The sequence below is a fragment of the Micromonospora sp. CNZ296 genome (assembly GCF_007827635.1).
Genome location: NZ_VISW01000019.1, coordinates 101768 through 118454, shown reverse-complemented (window position 1 = coordinate 118454; position 16687 = coordinate 101768). Strand labels below are relative to the sequence as shown.

Here is a 16687-nt window from a genome sequence, read left to right as displayed (position 1 = left end):
TGATGTGTCCACAACGCACAGACGATCACGCGGTGGCCGTCTCGCGCCCACCCCGGCTTACCAGCAAGATCTCAAACGGCGGCTGCCGTACTAGGGTCCTCGGGAAACTGAGGGGGGCTGGCGGTCCAATACCGGCCAGCCCTACACCTCACCACCACGGTACTGCGGCCGTTGACACGGCACCGACATCCTGGAGCAGGAAGCCGACCGGTGTCCCAGGCGGATCGCCGATCGGGCCGCAGACAAGAATCTCCCGCAACCAGAAGTCCGTGGTGGCGCAACGCTCAGTCCAGCTCGAGAACGAGTGCGCCGACACTGTTGCTGGCAAGGGCTACCGCCTCCACCAGAACCCCACCAAGCAGGAGGTCGCAGACGCCCGGGCCGACACACGCGACAGGGGAGACCCGGACAAGAATCCTGACTATCTGATCGAAGGCCACGTCTTCGATTGCTACTCTCCCACCGCGTCCAAGCCGGTCCGGGGCATCTGGAGCGAGGTCTCCCACAAGGTCGACGAGCAGCAGACGCAGCGGGTGGTGCTGAACCTCCAGGACTGGCGTGGAGACCCCGCGGCCCTGCGCAAGCAGTTCGACGACTGGCCCATACCAGGGCTGAAGGAGCTGGTGGCGGTGACCCCGAGCCGTGAGATCGTGCAGATCGTACGCCGGGACTGAAGGAGGCAGCGCACGATGGCTATCGAGTTCCGACTGACCCTGGCGGGCGACATCCCGCTGGACCGGGTGGCCGAACTCGCCGCTCCCGATGCCACCGAGAAGCCGGCGCTCCCCGGTCACACACGACTGCTCAGCGCCGACCTCTACGAGCAGTGCGGGTACGCGGTCAGCATCACCGCGGGCAGCAACGGCTACTACGACGCCGAGGACGACGACGACTCCCGCTGGGAGTGGGAACCAGACACCTACGTCAACATCGGCTTCCGCATGCGCGCCGACGACACGAGCGACAAGGGGATCCCGACCATGCTCGCGACCATCGCCCGAATTCTGCGCGAGCGGCCCGAGGACGCCGCACTCGTGCAGGACGGCAACTGGCTGCTCTTGACGCGCGTCGACGGCATCCTGCGTAAGCACAACGTGGCCCTTTGGTACGACGAGGCATTCGACGGCGTCCTTCCGGGCGCGTGAAGCAACGCGTGCATCAGAGCGGCTGACGGGGCGATAGCCCCGCCCAGCGGCGAGCGGGACGGTCACGAATTCGTCCGCGACGTGACCGGTGATCTTCCAGCGCGCCCGCCGGGACGGCGCTCGCGCTCCCCGACGGCCTGATCTGACTCTGAGGATGGCCGGATGACCTGCCGTGCTCGGCAACGGATGAAACCGGCCCCTCCCGGGGGCGGGAGGGGCCGGTTTCGTCGTCGGCGCACGGTGCAGTGGCGCGTCGGCTCCTCCGGCCGGTAGCGGGGTTGCTGCCGTTAGGCGGCTCGGTCGTCGCGGGGGATGAGGTCGGCGGCGGCGTCGGCGCTGCCGCGTTCGAGTTCGAGGATGACGCTGGTGTAGGTGTCGGAGGTCAGGCCGATGGTGGAGTGGCCGAGGGTTTCCTGGACCTCCTTCATGTCGGCGCCGCCGTGGCGAAGGTAGGTGGCGGCGCAGTGGCGGAGGTCGTGCAGCCGCACGGGCGGCAGCCCGGCTTTGGCGATGAGGTGGTCGAAGCGGTCGCTGATGGTCTGGGGGTGCCAGGGCTTGCCGTCGGGGCGGACGAAGAACAGGCCGGTGTCGGGCCAGTCGTCGCCGCTGACGCTCTGCCAGCGGCGTCGCATCTTGAGGTAGGCCCGCAGGACGGCGATGGTCTTGGGGCCGAGGGGAACCATCCGGTCACCGGCGTCACTCTTGACGGGTCGCGTGATGGGTGTGTAGCCGACGGTGGTGATCTGTTCGACGACGGTGAGGTAGCCGGCGTCGAGGTCGACGTCGTGGTCGCGCAGGCCGCACGCCTCCCCGCGGCGCAGGCCGCGGTGCAGGATGAGCAGGAACATCGCGTAGAGGACGATGTCGTGTCGTTCGGTGTAGTCGAGGAACCGCCCGGCCTGTGCGGGCATCCACACCATCACCGGGCTCGGCCGTTTGCCCGTGGCCTGCCAGTGCTCGACTGCCTTGACAGTCCACACCCGCGCCTTGGGTCGCTTGGCCGTGGGTAGTTCGACGCCGAGGGCGGGGTTGGTGGGGATCAGCTTGGCCCGGACGACGGCGTCGTTGAGGGCTTTGCGCAGGGTGGCGTAGAGCCGCTGGGTGCTGGCGGCTTCCATCGGCCGCACGCCTTTGACGCTCGCGCGTATGTCGGGGTCGGTGCTGGCGCGGGCGGCGCGGATGGCGTCCTGCTGGTGGCCGATCGCGGTGAACATGGCCTCGATGTGGGCGGTGCGCAGGTTCTGGATGGGAATCTTACCGAGGTGAGGGACGAGGTACAGGCGGATGTGGTCGGAGTAGCCGCGGACGGTCTTCTCCGCCAGCCCGCGCCGTCCTTGCAGCCAGGCGGTCAGGTATTCGCCGGTGGTGGTGGGCACGGATGCGGGCACGCCGGCGCGGATGCGGGCGGCGACGGTCTCGCGGTCGGGCAGCGGGGTGCCGGGCCGGCAGGCGTGCAGCAGGTCTGCGACTTCGATGGCGAGGTCGTGGTCGCCGTCGGCGAGGTCCAGTAGCGCGCGGGCGTGGCGCAGTTCGGCGGTGGCGGTGTCGCGGCTGTCGAAGCCGGAGCGGCGCAGTTGCCGGCGCGGCTGCGTGAGCCGGATGGGCAGTTCGATCTGGTATCCCCACGCGCCGTGGGTGGGGTGCCAGCCGCCGCCGGGGCGGCGTAATTTCGGGCACCGGCTGCCGAGTCGCTTGCCGGTGTCGGGGTCGGTGCAGGTGCAGCGTTTGGTGAGAGCACCTTCGGGGTTGCGGGCGCGGGTCACGGTTCGGCCTTCCTGTCGACGCCGTTGTGCGGCGGGCGGATGCTGCTGATTTGCCGTTGGTGATCGACGCTTCGCATGCCGCCCGGGGTCAAGTCGCCGGGCGGGGGCTGCAGGCCGAGGGCGGTGAGGATGCCGGCGACGGGCACCTTGTAGCGAGCGCCGACGCGCAGGACGGGCGCGGGGAAGCTGTCGGTGCGGGCGAGTTCGTAGGACAGGGCGCGGCCCAGGCCGAAGACGCGGCCGGCGGTGGGCAGGTCGGTGATCGCGCCGAGGGCGCGGATGCGCTCCTCGGTCCACACCTCGCCACGAGGGTCGCGGGTGTCGGGCGTGGCGCTGTGGTTGGTGTTGCCGCTGTTCACGGACGGGTACTCCTGACTTTTCTTAGACGGTCATTGAGCGAGCTCGACGCGGTTCGGCTGGGTCTGCGCACGGTGATGTCTTGTGGCCGCCGGCGGGAGAAGACGTGGCCGACAGCGGGGAGAACAACTGGCTGCCCGTGGAGAAACAGGTGGCCGTTGACAGGGGGAGCCGTCAGACGTTGCGCGCGCGTGGGGGCCTTGTTGTCTGAGGCGGGTACGGAAACCGGCAGCGGCGACGTCACCCCCGGCTGCCCTCGGTGCGGACTTCGGGTCGTCGGCGGGTCCTGCGCGAGCGTGGCGGCCGAGGGTGGCGGTTCGGACCACATCCGGCGCCTGCCCGCCTCCGCGTTGTCGGGGCGGTGGCGGGCAGGCTGGGGATGAGCAGGGTGGGTGTGGTGGACAGGCTGCTCTGGGGGGTGATTCAGGTGGCCAGCGCCAGGACATGGTTGATCATGTCGGTCCAGGTGACGCCGAGGACGCTGGGGTCGTCGTCGAAGCAGAAGACGAGGTAGGCCATGTCGAACGCCTGGCCGTAGCCGTCGAGGAACGCCCAGCTGGTCGCGGGCCGATCTGCCGCCGCGCGGTGGGGTTGCACGACCAGGCTCCATCGGTCGCCGTGCAGCACGACCGCGACGGGCTCGCCGCGTAGGTTTCGGCCGACCCGCAGGCTGGCGGGCGGCGGTGCGGCGGCAACCTGCGATGCCTCGGCGATGATCGTGGGCGTCTCGGGGATGAGATTCATCGGTGCGACGAAGGCCAGCTCACCGTAATGGCACTGTCGGCCCTGCCGGGCGGCGTCGGTCAGCTCGCTGGCGAGTTGGTCGGCTGCCCGACGTCGGTTACGTTGCGCGGCCGTCAAGGGCGGGGTGGGGATCGTCGCGGGTCGCACGATGACCACCGGGAAGGTCCGTCGATTGCGGCGGCGCGGGCGCGAGGGTGCGCGCCTGCCCGGTGTCGAGGTGGCAGCCGGGTGATGAGGGTAGTTGCTGGACATGGTGTCTCCTTCGTGACCGTGAGATGAGCCGGGCGGGCGGCAGTCGACGGCGTGCCGCCCGCCCGGGCGAGGGTGGTCGGGAAATTGGGTGGAGGCCGGGGAGGAGGGCGTTCAGTTCGGGGCGTGCCACCGCTGGCGGCCGATGTGCGCGGTGCCGTGATCGGCGCGGGGGCGGCTGGGCGTGACCAGCCGGGTGCGGGCGGCCGGGTGGCGACGACGCGCCACCCGGCCGCTCGGAGGCTGGCACCGGACTCCCCGTCTTGGATGTAGGTGACCAGGCGTCGGTAGCCGAGGGCTCGGCTGCCAGGCTGCGGCGTAGAGCAGCGAGTTGGCGTTGCGGGTGCCGTCGGTGGCGACCCTGGTCACCTCGAGGGTCAGGCCGTCGTCGAGCATCCGCGCGATGGGGCGGCCGACGACGGCAACGCCGACCAGGACGTTGTCCTGGCGGGCTGCTCCGATGCTGATTTTGTGGCCGCGTGGCGGCCGGTGATGTCGGTGCCAGTCCTGCACGAACGCGCATGCTTTGCGCGAAGGTGACGGGCACGGCCCGCAGGCTCACCCGCCCTCCTCCCGCGACGTGTCGTCGGGCAGGTACGGGCGCAGCCGGATGATCGTCTCTTCGTGGAATTCGGAGCGCACGTCGACGCCGAGGTAGCGCCGACCGAGGCGGAGCGCGGCGAGTCCGGTCGTTCCGGCGCCGGAGAACGGGTCGAGAACCCGTCCGCCGGGCGGGCAGCCGGCCGCGATCGCCCGCAGCGGCAGGTCGATCGGGAACGGCGCCACGTGCGACCCCCGGTAGGGGCGGGTCGCGATGCGCCACACATCCCCGGGGTTTCGCCCCTTGGGGTGGGCGGCGGTGTGGGCGTGGCCGAGGGGGACGAGGTTGCCCCGACCGGCTCGCGGCTCGGCGCCGGTCTGCTCGGCTGCGTACTTGCCGCTGCCGTAGGCGGTGGCGCCCCGGCGGCGGGCGGTGGCGCCGATCCCGCCCGTGCGGCCCTTGCCTGCCCCGCCGATGATCCGGGTGCCGTCGGCGGCTTCCGGGCGAGCCAGCGGTATTCGGATCGGGTCGAGGTCGAAGTAGTAGGAATGGGACTTGGTGAGCAGGAACACCATCTCGTAGGTGGTGGACAGGCGGTCGCGCACGGACTCGGGCATCGGGTTCGTCTTCGACCAGATGACCGCGTTGCGCAGGAACCATCCGCGCGCCTGCAGCGCGAACGCCACCCTCCAGGGCACGCCGATCAGGTTCTTCGCCGGCAACGGCGAGCCGTTGCGGACCGCGGGCAGCTGGCGGGTGCCGGTGATGCCGCTGCGGGTGTCGTACGCGCGGCGGCTGCCGCCGGTGTAGCTGTCGCCGAGGTTGAGCCACAGCGTTCCGGCCGGGTCGAGTACTCGCATTGCCTCGTCGAACACGGCCGCGAGGCGGTCGACGTACTCGTTCACCGTCGGTTCGAGCCCGTACTGCGGGTCGACCCACGTCGCGCCGCACCGGCCGCAGGACGCCCCGTCGACCCGCCGTGGCGCCGGTAGCGGGTGGTGGCAGGCGGGGTGGCCGCCGTGCCACCTGCCGGTGCCGTAGTCGCGCAGCGACCAGAACGGCGGGCTGGTGACGATGGAGTCGACGCTGGCGTCGGGCATCGCGGCGAGCACCTGGCGGGCGTCGCCGAGATACAGCTCGACCGGGCCGAGCCGCCGGTACCGGTAGTGCTCCAGCGCGGTGGCATCAGTCATGCCGCACCGTCCATCGGTGTGGGCACAGCAGCAGCCGCAGCGCGACGGCTGCCTGTTGGGGGACGACGCCGTTGCCGAGGACCCGCAGCGCGGCGGTGCGCGGCACCGCGAGCGTCGGGTCGGTCACGTGGCCGGTGTCCAGGCCCATCAGCCATTCCACGAACGGCGGCGCGAGGACCGGTTTGCCGTGCCGCCCCGGTTGGGTCGGCTCCGGCGCCGGTCGGCCGAGCAGCAGCTCCCACCGGGCCACCGCCGCGGCGTACACCCCCCACCGGTCGGCGTCGGGCTGGCCCAGCCCGGCCACGGTGGTGCGCAGGTCCGCGCCACCGTCACCGTGCCTGCCTGGTCCGTGTGCGTCGGAGGCGCGCGGAGTAGGCAGCGTCCGGACGGGGACCTGCACGGCTGCTGACGGCAGGGTGAGGTCGCCGTGCGACCCGCGTTGCCCGGGGCAGCCCTTGGTGCCGTCGGTTGCCCTGGGGGTGGGCAGCAGCACCTGCGACAGCGGGGGTCGCCATCCGGTGCCGGCCCGCCGGCCTGGGGTGCCGGTGTCGCTGGCTCTCGGCGTCGGCAGCAACCGCGCCGCGTCGGTCAGTGTCCGGCCCGCGTGCCGGGTGGGCGTGGTGCGTGCGGCGGTGGCGTTCGCCGAGGGACGGCTGTCGGCCACTGTCGGCGTCGGCAGCAACCGTGAGGCGATGCCGGCCAGGGACGGCCGGCGGGCCGCCTCCGCTGAGGGGGACATGTTCGCCCCGTGGGCCACTTCGGTCGGCGTCGGCATTAGGCCGTGGCGGGTGCCGGTCGGCTCGACCAGGTCCGGCAGGCCGTACGGGTGGCCGGGGCCCTTGCCGTCACGGGCGCACGGTGTCGGCAACGTCGGCACCCCCTGCCAGTCGTTCGGTAGGGGTGGCCAGCAGGAACAGCCGATCTCTGCGGTGGGCGGCGCCGACCTCGGATGCGCGTAGGCATAGCCAGCTCGTGTCGTACCCGATCGCGGCCAAGTCGGCGTGGACGACGTCGAGTCCTCGCCGCAGGAGGGCGGCGACGTTCTCCACGAAGAGCAGCCGCGGTCGAAGGACGCGAACGGCTGTGGCGACATGGTTCCAGACGCTTGAGTGCTCGCCGGTGATGCCGGCGCGTTTTCCGGCGTTGCTGATGTCCTGACAAGGAAACCCGGCGGTGAGCACGTCGACCGGCTCGACGCGGGTCCAGTCGACGGTGCGGATGTCGCCGAGGTTGGCGACGTGCGGCCAGTGATGGGCGAGGACGGCGGCGGCGTGCCGGTCGGTCTCGGCGTACCAGGCGAGCCGGCCGCCGAGCACCAGCTCGACGGCCATGTCAAGCCCGCCGTAGCCGGTGCAGACCGATCCGATGCGCGGGGAGGTGGTCTGCGCAATGCTCACGCCACCTCCCCGCGCCCGGGGCCGGCTGTCGCCGGCTCGTCGTGGGGGCAGGTCCACGGCCCACAACCAGGGGCATCCGCCGGTTGTGGGCGCGGGCGCAGGACCACCTTGTCGAGCGGCACCCGCTGCCGGTGCAGGAAGAACTGCCCGCGCAGCGGGTGCCCGTCCGCGTTGGCCCGCGCGGAGCCGTTGCGGATGGCGCGGTCGAAGGCGACCGCGTCGGCCCACTCCTGCGGGCTGTGCTCGCGCAGGGCGAGCCAGAAGCCGTCGTCGTGAAACGGGCAGCCCACGCACGACGACTTCGGGGTGTCGGCGAGACCGTGCTCGGCCAGGAAGCGCAGGCAGTCGGTGCGCCGCCAGCCCAGGTCGAGCAGCGGGTGCACGTTGCGCATGTAGGCGACGTCGGAGTCACGGGCCCGGCCGATCTCGTCGACGCTGATCCCGATCGCGACCTCCGCCCAAACCCCGGCCGGCACTCGCCTCGGGTGCGGGTGGCCCAGCCGGCGCCGCACCTCCGCCTTGATTGGTTTGATCTTGTACTCGCCGGTGCATTGCCGGCGGGCCATGCCCCGCTCCCCGTTGGGTCCCAGGGTGAAAAGGGGCATGGAGACGAACCTGTGGCCTGGGTCGAGCGCTTCAGCCCGGATGTCACCGGTGCTGACGCGCACGACCTCGATTCCGGCCTGCTGCGCGATGCCGGTCAGGCGGTCCAGATGCCGGTAGACTGCTGCCGGCTCCCAGCCGGTGTCGGCGAAGATCGCCGCGTCGAACCCGGGGATCGTGCCCTGGGCAGCGAGCAGCAGGAGAGTGGAGCTCTGCACGCCGGCGCCCAGGGACAGGTAGCGGTGGGTGGGTGCGCTCATGCGACCACCCCGGTTCCGTCCTGCGGCGGCGCCGCCTTGGCGAAGATCAGGACGTCCTCGTGCGCGATGAGGTGCATCGGCACCCCGGACGAGCGGGCCTTGCGGACCTGCTGGAGCTGGAAGAACGACGGGCGGGCGACGAGCTGCCCGTCGCGGACCGCGGCGAGGAGGGCGACGCACCGCTCGGTCGGCACGAGCCCGGCGCGCAGCCCGGCAGCGATGACGGCGCTGGGCAGGTCGACCAGCTCGCCGCGCTTGCGCCACGGCCTGGCGGTGACCACGACGACGCCGCCGGGTCGCAGCAGGGTCGCGCAGCCGGACAGGATCTGGGCGAAGCCGTCGGCGAGGCCGGTCAGGTCGCGGTAGGCGAGGTTGCCCTTGTCCTCGCCGTAGCGGTCGTCGTACTTGACGACCCCGTGCTCGCCGGGCCGGACGAGGCCGTGGACGGTCGGCCCGTACGGCGGCGAGGTGACCACGAGCGCCACCTGCCCGGTGAGGGCCTTCGGCACCAGGGACATCAGCCGGGTCGCGTCGCCGCGGATGACCGACGCGCGTCCGGTGGCGCCCTGGTCGTGGGCGTGGCGGATGTTGGCGTCGGCGATGTTCGACCATCGCGGCTCGTACTCGATGCCGAAGGCGTCGCGTCCGGCGTGGACGGCCTCGACCAAGGTGGTGCCGATGCCGCACATCGGATCCAGGACCAGATCGCCGGGCTGGGTGTAGGCGCCGATCGCGTGCGCGGCGATCGCGGGCAGCATCCGGGCGGGATGCTTGACCGATTCCGGCACGTACCGGCCGCGCCGCTGCACGGGGCCGGTCGACTGGGCGGTGGCCCAGACGGACAGGCCGTCGGCCTCGGCGCGGTGGTGGCCTTCGTAGTCGCGGTGCCGGCCCGGGTAGTCCTCGCTGGCTGCGGAGCTGGTGGTGTCCGGCTCGTTCGGGCCGGATCGTCCGGTGGCGGTGTGCTCAGGCACGGCGCTCACCGCCGTCGCGGTCACGGCGCCGTCCCGACCCGGCCGCGGGAGCCGGGTGCGGGGTGAAGACCATCAGGTCGGCGTGCACCCGCAGGTGGGCGACCAACCACTGCTCGGGGTTGGCATGGGCCAGGGTGAGCAGTTCCTCGTCGGCGACGTGGTAGACGAACTGGTCGCCGTCGGTGTCGGCCTCGACGGCGACGATGTGCTGCAGGTAGCCCAGTCCGGCCCGGCTGGCGGCGGCCACGAGCGGCCCGAAGTCCTCCGGCGTGGGCTGCGTGCCGGCGGGCACGCCGACGACGAGAACGAGGCACCCGCCGGGGCGCAGCAGCCGCGCGCAGGCGGCCAGCAGCCAGGCGAGGCGGATCCGGGCGGTTGTGTCGGCCTCGTGCAGCGGCCAGGTGGCGACCACCAGGCTGGTGGCCGCGTCCAGCGGTCCGTCGTCGGGCGGCCGGACGACTGCGGCGTCGGTGCCGGGCAGGTCGGGGTCGGTGAGGTCGTCGCCGAACCAGTCGAGCAGCTCGGGCGGGTCCTGCGCGTCGCCGGCCTCCGGCTCGCCGGGCGCGGTGAGTGGGTCGGTTGCGGTCGTGGGCGCCGGCTGGCCGGTGGTGGCGGGTCCGATGACCAGGGTGGAGCTGTCGGTGAACCAGGCGCGGTGGTGCTGGCGCCCGCCTCGGGCGCAGACCGGCGCCAGGGCGTGGTCGGTGGTGAGGTCGACGACCGCCTCCCCGGGCCGGCTGTACGCGGCGACGAGGCGGTAGGCCAGACGGGTGGGCAGGCTGGTGTGGGTTTCGGCGTCGGTACGGGCCGTGCGCCAGACCGTGATCGGCACCGGCGGATCGCCGGCGACCAGGTCGATGAGAGTGTGCTCGGCCGGCTCGGTGTGGCCGGCCTGGTGCTGCGGGTGCGGCGTGTGCTCGCTCATGTGCTGTCGGCTCCGCGCCGCGCCGTGAAGCGCTGACACCCCCAAACCGGGTTTTGTGAGCCCCTGCGAACACTTGCCGAACCCACAAGCACTCACAACGCGCGACCCGCCATCAGCTTGTCCTGATTTCCGTCACGTTGTCTGTCGCTCGCGACGGGACGAGCCGTCGGCAGCCACCCGACCGCGACGCCGCCCGGCTTCACGCCGGGCACCTTCTGTCAGTGACGCTGTGTCACTGACAGAAGCGATGACGGGCGCCGACGCCAGCGCGGAGAACGCTTCGGACGTCGACGTGGACAAGCGCTGTGACCAGCACTGTGAGACGCGTCGGGCGTCGCGTGCCGGCGGCGATGTCATCGACGCGGCGTCGCCTGTCACAGGGTTCGAGATGTCCAGCGGTGACAGCGCACCTGCGACTGTCACGGGCACTGCCGAGCCCGCGCGGGTCGTCGGTGACAGGGCCGTGACAGTGGCGCTGTGAGGCGACTGGATTGTCACAAGGGACCTTGCGCGCTGCCTGTGAGGTCGTGGACGCCGTGTCACGAGCTCGCGGCGCGCGCCTGTGCCACCGCCTGCGAACAGCGCGGTAACAGGCTCTGTCAGGGTGTCACAGGGCAGGTCAACCGGCCTTTGTCAGACTCTCGGCCAACGATCAGCGGCGATGGAACGTCGTGCGCAGGGGCCACTGACAGCTGGCCGGGCCGACGGCGGTGATCGGCGCTCTGAGCAGCTCTGTCAGTTCCTTGTGAGCCGTCTGTGGCGCAATCGATGCCGCCGGTCGCCATGACATCGCGGCGACGGCATCCCATCCCTGCGGTGTCACAGGAGTGTTGACATGAGCGTGTCCGACGCTACGAACTGGCCGACTTCCGCCCTCGACGCGGCGGAGACCGCCTTCGCCGCGCTGACCTGCGAGCCCGCGCCGCTGGTCCTCGACTGCACGGCGTTCTTCTCCGACACGAAGCTCCCGCAGCCGGTGATGCCGCTGCCGGCGTTGCGCGACTGGCTGCTGCGCCACCCCCGCGCCTACACGGCGCGTGACGAGGTGTGGCGGGAGCTGATCCGCCGCGCGCGCCTCGACGGGCCGCACTGGGTCGTCGCCGCGGTCGGCATGGCGCTGCCGGCGCTGCAGCAGTACGCGGGCCAGCTGTGCGAGGGCTACGACGGCGACCCGGCGGATATCGACGCCGAGATCCTGACCGGGTTCCTGGCCGCGATACGCGACCGGGCGGACCTGACCAAACCCGCGCCGTACGCGAGCCTGTGCAAGGCGGCGTGGCGAGCCGGACGGGACCTGCGGCTGCAGCAGCAGGAGTACCTGCCGGTGGAGGACATCGAGCACATCGCCCCCGGTCCCCGCACCCCCCGGGTGCCGTACGGGCATCCGGACCTGCTGGTCCGCCGTGCGGTGACCCTCGGGATCATCGACCCCGAGGACGAGCAGGCCTACATCGACGTGCGCCTCGGGCGCCGGGCGATCGAGCCCATCGCCGCGAGGAACGGCGTCAGCGTCGACGCCCTGCGCATGCGGCTGTCACGCATCGACAGCCGCCTCGCCGAGGCCCTCGCCGACGGGCTCTTGACCGGGATCGCGTCGCCGGAGACCACGGCGCGACTGCGGCAGCGGGCCGAGCAGCGCGGCCGGCGCCGGGCCGGACGTGCCGCCGCCGCCCGCCGCGAAGCCGCGCGGCAGCACACTGCGGCAGCCGCCTGACAGGCAACCGGCAAGGCTGTGGCCCGACGTGCGACGTCGGGCCACAGCCGTTTCCGCGTGCCGAGCGCCCGTTCCCAGCGAAGCGTGCAGGCGGCAGCGCGCTGCGCCGGTGGCAGATTGGCGCGGAGTACCAGGGCAGGATCGCCAGTCGACCTGCCCCGTCGTCACCCTCTGCGGCGCGGGTGCCGCTCGGCCGTCTGTTCTGCTTCCGCGGCCAGGACCTGTCCGACGTCGTCCTGAGCGCCGGATCGGCGCGCACACAAGCGGGCCTTGTCAAGAGCTGTGAGCCCCGGCGGCACTCACACAACCCACACGCGGCCGGTTCCGCTCCGGCTGTGAGTCCTCGCCCGCAGACCGCGTTGCCGACGGTGGAACAAGCCCTGACCTGCTGTGTGAGCCCTACCCGGACCTGTGCGAGGGCGGCAAGTGTTCGCCAGGGCTCACAAATCCCGGTTTGGGGGTGCGGGACTTTCGACGAGCTGCACCGCTCGCCGGTCCCGCCCGCCGCCGGGCGATGCGAGGAGCCGCGATCCGCGCGCCTCGGGTGCCGCGCCACGTTGATGCGCTGACACCACATTGATGACCGCAACCCACCCCTGAGGGAGGACGAGCTCCTCCCGGGGCTCACGCGGTTCGCGCGCTTCTCGCCTGCGCCCGGCGGCGGTCCCAACGGACCGCTTCGAGCAATCGCCGCCCCCGGTCACACCCTGTTCGTGGCCGGGGCGCGGCGGGAGGTGAACCGCAATGTCCCGCACCCCACACCGCACTCTCCGAATCCCGCGAGCCGTTCGTCTCGCACTCCGCGCCGCCGTACCGCTGGCCGGCGCCGGCCTGTCGCTCGCCGTCCCGGCCTCCGCGTACGCCGACCCGGGCGGCGCCGCCTACCTGGCGGCGAACTCGCTGCCGGTCGTGATCGCCAACCTGCAGAACTGGGTCATGGGCATCCTGGCCGCCATCGCCACCCTCTTCCTCGTCCTGGCCGGCGTGTACTGGGCCACCGCCGGTGGTGACCCGTCGCAGGTCGAAAAAGCCAAACTCGCCCTGCGCAACGCGCTGATCGGCTACGGCCTGGCCGTCCTCGCGCCGATCCTGCTGCAGGTCATCCAGGGCATCGTCGGGGGCTGACCGTCATGGGATGGGTCCTCGACCAGGCTCTTGACTGGCTCACCACGGCGATCCTGGCCTGCCTCAACGCGATCTTCGACCTCATCACCGGCATCCTGCTCACCACACCGAAGGTCACCGGGCTGCCGCAGGTGCAGGCGCTCACCGGCCGGTCGGTCTGGATCGTGGACACCGTCTTCGTGTTGGCGTTCGTCGCCGCCGGCGTGCTCGTCATGGTCGCCGGCGGCGGCGAACAGTCCCGCTACACGGTCAAGGACCTCCTGCCGAGACTGGTCGTCGGGTTCACCGCCGCGCACTTCTCCCAGTTGGCCTGCGACCAGCTCATCGATCTCGCCAACGCCCTGACCGCGGCGATCAGCGAGGGCGGCTACGACGGCGACGGCGCGTTCACCGCGATCCGCAGCCACCTCGCGGCGGCGCAGGACCGCACCGTCCCGCTGCTGTTCCTGGTCCTGATCCTCATCATCACCGTCCTGGTCGTGACGGCCGCGTTCCAGCTGATCGGCCGGTTCGTGGTGCTGCTGGTGATGACGAGCATCGCGCCGCTGGCGCTGGCCTGCCACGCGCTGCCGCAGACCGACGGCCTCGCCCGGCTGTGGTGGCGCTCCTACGGCGGATGCCTGGCGATACCCGTGGCGCAGGCGTTCTTCCTCACCGCGGGCGAGCAGACACTGCTCGACCCGGCGACCATGCTGCCCGTGTTCGGCCTGCCCGTCGACCCGGGCGGCACGCTGAACCTCCTGGTCGTGGTGGTGCTGCTCTGGACCACCGTCAAGATCCCCGGGCTGATGGCCCGCTGGGCGGGCCAGACCGGACGCGGGACGAGCACCATGCTCGGCGCGGTCGTGCGCGTCGTCGTGGTGCAGCAGATCGCCCGCACCATCCCGGGCCTGAACACCCTTCGGAGGACCATCAGATGACCAGACCCGAGCCCGAAGCGCCGATGAGGGCACGGATGCCCGCCGACGTCGACGCCCCCGACAAGGTCGCCTACGGCCTGACGTTCCACCAGCTGGCGATCGTCGCCGCCGGCGCGCTCTGCTTCTACGCCGCGTGGCGCGCCCTGCACGACGTCGTGCCGGCGCCGGTCCTCATCGGCGCGGGCGTGGTGCTCGGCGGGCTGGTCACCGGCCTGGCTCTGGGCCGCCGCGACGGCCTGTCCATGGATGTGTGGCTGCTGCACGCCATCGGCCACACCCGCACCCCCCGATCGCTGTCCACCGCCACCTCCGCCGCCGCCGGCGCACCGCCGGACTGGATCGAGACCCCCAAAACCGGCCGAGTACCGCTACCGGCGCCGCTGCGGCTGCCCGCCGACGCCATCGACGACGACGGCGAGGTCAGCCTCGGCGGCGCCCGGGCGGCGATCGTCGGCACCACCACCGTGAACCTCGCGCTGCGCACCCCCGTCGAGCAGACGGCGCTGATCGACAGCTGGGGTCGGTGGCTCAACAGCCTCTCGACGCCGACGCAGATCGTCGTGTCCGCGCAACCGGTCGACCTGGCCTCCCACAGCCGGGCCCTCGCCGCCGCCGCGCACGCCCAGCCGCACCCGCAACTGCGAGCGGCCTGCGCCGATCACGCCGAGTTCCTCGGCGACCTGGCCGCCCGCCGCGACCCGCTGCGCCGGCAGGTCCTCATCGTCACGCGCACCGCCGCAGGCGAGCACGGACAGCACGCCGCGCGGCGGCGCGCCGACGACACCGTCCGCGCACTGTCCGGCCTCGGAGTGACCCCGCGGGTGCTGGACGGCCCGGCGGTCACCGCCGCCCTAGCCTCCGCCGCCGACCCGTACCGGCCGCCGCGTCCCGGCGGCCTGGCCGCACCCGACGCCGTCATCACCGCCGCCGCACCCACCCGCACCCGCACCAGGAGGAAGAAGTCATGATCAGGAAGAGACGGTCCGGCGGCGACAGCGCACAGTCCCAGCGGGGCTCGCTGGCGTCGGCGGTCGCGCCAGCCACCGTCGAGGTCACGCCCCGGTGGCTGCGCGTGGGCGACGGCTACGCCGCCACCCTGGTGGTGACGGGCTACCCGGCCGAGGTGGGACCTGCGTGGCTGGAGCCGCTGCTGTCCTGGCCGGGCCGCCTCGACCTCGCGGTGCACATCGAGCCGCTGCCGGCGCCGATCGCCGCGTCCCGGCTGCGCAGACAGCGCGCACGGCTGGAGTCGTCGCGGCGGGCCGACTCCGAGCGCGGCAAGCTGGCCGACCCCTACGTCGACGCAGCAGCGCACGACGCCGGTGACCTGGCCGAGCGGCTGGCTCGAGGCGCGGCGAAGCTGTTCCGCGTCGGCCTGTACCTGACCGTGCACGCCCGCACCGAAGACGAACTGATGCAGGCGTGCGCGCAGGTCCGGGCCGCCGCCGCGTCGACCCTGTTGGAGGTGCAGCCCGCGACCTGGCGGCAGCTTCCCGGCTGGACGACCACCCTGCCCCTGGCGACGGACGGGCTGCGGATGCTGCGCACCATGGACACCCAGGCCCTCGCCGCCGCCTTTCCGTTGTCGAGCCCGGACCTGCCCGCGCCGCTGCCCGGCGACCCGCCGGCCACCGGCGGCGTCCTCTACGGTGTCAACCCCGCCAGTTCGGGGATCGTCTGGTGGGACCGCTGGGCGCAGGAAAACCACAACTCGGTCGTCCTGGCCCGCTCCGGGGCCGGGAAGTCGTACTTCGTGAAGCTGGAGGTCCTGCGCAACCTCTACCAGGGTGTGCAGGTCGCGGTGGTGGACCCCGAGGACGAGTACCTGCGCCTGGCCGACGCGGTCGGCGGCAGCATCGTCCGGTTGGGCCTGCCCGGTGTGAAGATCAACCCCCTGGACCTGCCGGTCGGCGACCGGCGTCCCGACACGCTGACCCGCCGCGGGCTGTTCCTGCACACCCTCATCAGCGTGCTGCTCGGCCATCAGCCGCCACCGGCGGAACGCGCCGCGTTGGACCGGGCGATCCTCGCCGTCTACCGGGCCGCCGGGATCACCGCGGACCCGGCCACCCATCACCGGCCCGCGCCGCTGCTGCGCGACCTCACCGCGACGCTGCGCGCCGACGACGACCCGGCCGCCGCGACGCTGGCCGCCCGGCTCGCGCCGTGGGTGCAGGGCAGCTTCGCCGACCTGTTCGACGCACCGACCACCCAGGCCCCGGTCGGACACCTGGTCGTGTGGTCGCTGCGGCACCTGCCCGATGAACTGCGCACCGTCGGCACCCTGCTCGCCCTCGACGCGATCTGGCGCACGGTCGACGCCCCGCACCGCCCGTCACGGCGGAGGCTCGTGGTGGTCGACGAGGCGTGGCTGCTGATGCGCGACGGCGAGGGCGCCCGCTTCCTGTTCCGCATGTCGAAGGCGGCACGCAAGCGCAACGCCGGGCTGACCGTCATCACCCAGGACGCCGCCGACGTGCTGGGCACCGACCTCGGCCAGGCCGTGGTGTCCAACGCCGCCACGCAGGTGCTGCTGCGGCAGGCGCCGCAGGCCATCGACGCCGTCGGCGAGGCGTTCGGGCTCACCGACGGCGAGCGGCGGCTGCTGCTGGCGGCCCGCCGCGGCCACGGCTTGTTGATCTCCGGGGTGAGCAGGACCAGCTTCGAGTCGATCTCCTCCGATGCCGAGCACGCCCTGTGCACCACCGACCCGGCCGAGCTGGACGACCTCGACGAGGAGGAGGACGACCTGTGACACCACCGACCGAAGCCTTCAG

General features: G+C 72.3%; 17 protein-coding genes and 1 pseudogene. 8 read left to right on the top strand and 10 right to left on the bottom strand.

The window, feature by feature from the left end; all coding sequences use genetic code 11:
• Positions 1 to 272 precede the first annotated feature (272 nt).
• The gene (locus tag FB455_RS27125) at positions 273 to 674 is read left to right on the top strand and encodes a CdiA C-terminal domain-containing protein (RefSeq protein ID WP_145755258.1); all 402 of its coding nucleotides are present in this window, start codon (positions 273 to 275) and stop codon (positions 672 to 674) included.
• A gap of 15 nt (positions 675 to 689) precedes the next feature.
• Positions 690 to 1145, top strand: a complete 456-nt coding sequence (locus FB455_RS27120; RefSeq protein WP_117230782.1) for a SitI3 family protein — start codon at positions 690 to 692, stop codon at positions 1143 to 1145.
• Positions 1146 to 1432: 287 nt separating this feature from the next.
• Here FB455_RS27120 and FB455_RS27115 read toward each other — a convergent pair whose 3' ends face one another.
• The 10 genes and pseudogenes from FB455_RS27115 to FB455_RS27070 form a co-directional block, all read right to left on the bottom strand.
• Positions 1433 to 2908, bottom strand: coding sequence for a tyrosine-type recombinase/integrase (locus FB455_RS27115; protein ID WP_123111411.1), 1476 nt, complete (start codon positions 2906 to 2908; stop codon positions 1433 to 1435).
• Positions 2905 to 3267, bottom strand: coding sequence for a hypothetical protein (locus tag FB455_RS27110; RefSeq protein ID WP_486481593.1), 363 nt, complete (start codon positions 3265 to 3267; stop codon positions 2905 to 2907). Before FB455_RS27110 ends, FB455_RS27115 begins: the two co-directional genes overlap by 4 nt.
• 421 nt (positions 3268 to 3688) lie before the next feature.
• Positions 3689 to 4261 carry a hypothetical protein gene (locus tag FB455_RS27105; RefSeq protein WP_145755257.1) on the bottom strand — a complete coding sequence of 191 codons (573 nt, stop codon included), beginning with the start codon at positions 4259 to 4261 and terminating at the stop codon, positions 3689 to 3691.
• Positions 4262 to 4473: 212 nt separating this feature from the next.
• Positions 4474 to 4771: pseudogene (locus FB455_RS27100) on the bottom strand (XF1762 family protein); the annotation flags it as partial.
• Between the two features lie 45 nt (positions 4772 to 4816).
• Positions 4817 to 5992, bottom strand: coding sequence for a DNA methyltransferase (locus tag FB455_RS27095; RefSeq protein ID WP_145755256.1), 1176 nt, complete (start codon positions 5990 to 5992; stop codon positions 4817 to 4819).
• The gene (locus FB455_RS27090; protein ID WP_486481592.1) at positions 5985 to 6869 is read right to left on the bottom strand and encodes a hypothetical protein; all 885 of its coding nucleotides are present in this window, start codon (positions 6867 to 6869) and stop codon (positions 5985 to 5987) included. The genes FB455_RS27095 and FB455_RS27090 overlap by 8 nt, the downstream gene beginning before the upstream one ends.
• Positions 6838 to 7389 (bottom strand): DNA cytosine methyltransferase, encoded by a 552-nt coding sequence (locus FB455_RS27085; RefSeq protein WP_145755254.1) that lies wholly within the window; start codon positions 7387 to 7389, stop codon positions 6838 to 6840. The genes FB455_RS27090 and FB455_RS27085 overlap by 32 nt, the downstream gene beginning before the upstream one ends.
• Entirely contained in the window at positions 7386 to 8252 is an 867-nt protein-coding gene (locus tag FB455_RS27080) for an adenine nucleotide alpha hydrolase family protein (protein ID WP_145755253.1), read from the bottom strand. Before FB455_RS27080 ends, FB455_RS27085 begins: the two co-directional genes overlap by 4 nt.
• Positions 8249 to 9235: a DNA methyltransferase gene (locus tag FB455_RS27075; protein WP_145755252.1), complete on the bottom strand. Its 987-nt coding sequence runs from the start codon at positions 9233 to 9235 to the stop codon at positions 8249 to 8251. The genes FB455_RS27080 and FB455_RS27075 overlap by 4 nt, the downstream gene beginning before the upstream one ends.
• Entirely contained in the window at positions 9219 to 10151 is a 933-nt protein-coding gene (locus tag FB455_RS27070; RefSeq protein ID WP_145755251.1) for a hypothetical protein, read from the bottom strand. The genes FB455_RS27075 and FB455_RS27070 overlap by 17 nt, the downstream gene beginning before the upstream one ends.
• Positions 10152 to 10398: 247 nt before the next feature.
• Between FB455_RS27070 and FB455_RS34405 the strand changes: the two genes are divergently transcribed.
• From FB455_RS34405 to FB455_RS27045, 6 genes are all read left to right on the top strand, one after another.
• Complete coding sequence (locus FB455_RS34405; RefSeq protein ID WP_186466444.1) at positions 10399 to 10632, top strand: hypothetical protein; 234 nt, start codon at positions 10399 to 10401, stop codon at positions 10630 to 10632.
• A gap of 354 nt (positions 10633 to 10986) precedes the next feature.
• Entirely contained in the window at positions 10987 to 11865 is an 879-nt protein-coding gene (locus tag FB455_RS27065; protein WP_145755250.1) for a hypothetical protein, read from the top strand.
• A gap of 744 nt (positions 11866 to 12609) precedes the next feature.
• Positions 12610 to 12990, top strand: a complete 381-nt coding sequence (locus FB455_RS27060; protein ID WP_145755249.1) for a pilin — start codon at positions 12610 to 12612, stop codon at positions 12988 to 12990.
• Between the two features lie 5 nt (positions 12991 to 12995).
• Positions 12996 to 13910 carry a TrbL/VirB6 family protein gene (locus FB455_RS27055; RefSeq protein ID WP_145755248.1) on the top strand — a complete coding sequence of 305 codons (915 nt, stop codon included), beginning with the start codon at positions 12996 to 12998 and terminating at the stop codon, positions 13908 to 13910.
• A 35-nt stretch (positions 13911 to 13945) separates the two neighbouring features.
• Positions 13946 to 14878, top strand: coding sequence for a PrgI family protein (locus FB455_RS27050; protein ID WP_145755281.1), 933 nt, complete (start codon positions 13946 to 13948; stop codon positions 14876 to 14878).
• Positions 14875 to 16665: a TraG/VirB4 family ATPase gene (locus FB455_RS27045; protein ID WP_145755247.1), complete on the top strand. Its 1791-nt coding sequence runs from the start codon at positions 14875 to 14877 to the stop codon at positions 16663 to 16665. The genes FB455_RS27050 and FB455_RS27045 overlap by 4 nt, the downstream gene beginning before the upstream one ends.
• Positions 16666 to 16687: the final 22 nt, after the last annotated feature.

Coding starts and splice junctions, on each gene's coding strand:
- FB455_RS27060 (WP_145755249.1), top strand. CDS start 12,610: ATGTCCCGCACCCCACACCGCACTCTCCGAATCCCGCGAGCCGTTCGT.
- FB455_RS27095 (WP_145755256.1), bottom strand. CDS start 5,992: ATGACTGATGCCACCGCGCTGGAGCACTACCGGTACCGGCGGCTCGGC.
- FB455_RS27070 (WP_145755251.1), bottom strand. CDS start 10,151: ATGAGCGAGCACACGCCGCACCCGCAGCACCAGGCCGGCCACACCGAG.
- FB455_RS27065 (WP_145755250.1), top strand. CDS start 10,987: ATGAGCGTGTCCGACGCTACGAACTGGCCGACTTCCGCCCTCGACGCG.
- FB455_RS27055 (WP_145755248.1), top strand. CDS start 12,996: ATGGGATGGGTCCTCGACCAGGCTCTTGACTGGCTCACCACGGCGATC.
- FB455_RS27080 (WP_145755253.1), bottom strand. CDS start 8,252: ATGAGCGCACCCACCCACCGCTACCTGTCCCTGGGCGCCGGCGTGCAG.
- FB455_RS27050 (WP_145755281.1), top strand. CDS start 13,946: ATGCCCGCCGACGTCGACGCCCCCGACAAGGTCGCCTACGGCCTGACG.
- FB455_RS27045 (WP_145755247.1), top strand. CDS start 14,875: ATGATCAGGAAGAGACGGTCCGGCGGCGACAGCGCACAGTCCCAGCGG.
- FB455_RS27120 (WP_117230782.1), top strand. CDS start 690: ATGGCTATCGAGTTCCGACTGACCCTGGCGGGCGACATCCCGCTGGAC.
- FB455_RS34405 (WP_186466444.1), top strand. CDS start 10,399: ATGACGGGCGCCGACGCCAGCGCGGAGAACGCTTCGGACGTCGACGTG.
- FB455_RS27105 (WP_145755257.1), bottom strand. CDS start 4,261: ATGTCCAGCAACTACCCTCATCACCCGGCTGCCACCTCGACACCGGGC.